Below are 583 nucleotides of genomic sequence, written 5' to 3' on the forward strand. Positions count from 1 at the left end.
GGAGCCGCAGCTATTATTCCGACCAAGACGGTACCGGCTGGCTCGGCGAGGGCTGGAGCGTACCGGGCTGCCAGCGCATTATCCGCGATGCGGCCGGATTGGCCTATATCGACGATCAGGGCCGTTTGTTCCCTTTGCCGGAAGTCGATGAAGATGATGAAGAACCGGTATTGTTCGAGAGCGAACAGATTTGGTTCAGCAAGAATCCGGACGGCCATTATGTCATTGCTTCGCTGGACGGTTCGATAGCGCTGCGTTTTGCCCCTTTGGTGGTGGCGGAGGACGGTTCGGATGAAGATTCCACCCTCTTCCCTTTGGTCGCGGTGGAAGACGCCAACGGCAACCATCAGCGTTTCGTCTATCATCCGCTGACCGGTTTGCCGCAATACATTATTGACGGCAACGGCCGGGTATTCTCGCTGAACTTCGGCAATGTGGCTGATGAACAGTCACCTAGAATGCGGCTGCTGTCGGTATCGCTGTTGGAGGGTTTACCATCCTTTGGTGAAACCGTTCGGGTCGGTACGCCGCTGGTCCGCTATGAATACAACGGCAGTGGTGACCTGATCCGCGTCATCGGCCG

At 56.9% G+C, this 583-nt stretch carries 1 protein-coding gene; it reads left to right on the plus strand.

The features are described 5' to 3' along the window. Positions 1-583, plus strand: a 583-nt coding sequence (locus tag HMPREF2871_RS12085) for a DUF6531 domain-containing protein (protein WP_283126912.1), incomplete at both ends; no start/stop codon positions are given.

The organism is Neisseria sp. HMSC067G12, assembly GCF_001812725.1.
GTDB lineage: Bacteria > Pseudomonadota > Gammaproteobacteria > Burkholderiales > Neisseriaceae > Neisseria > Neisseria perflava.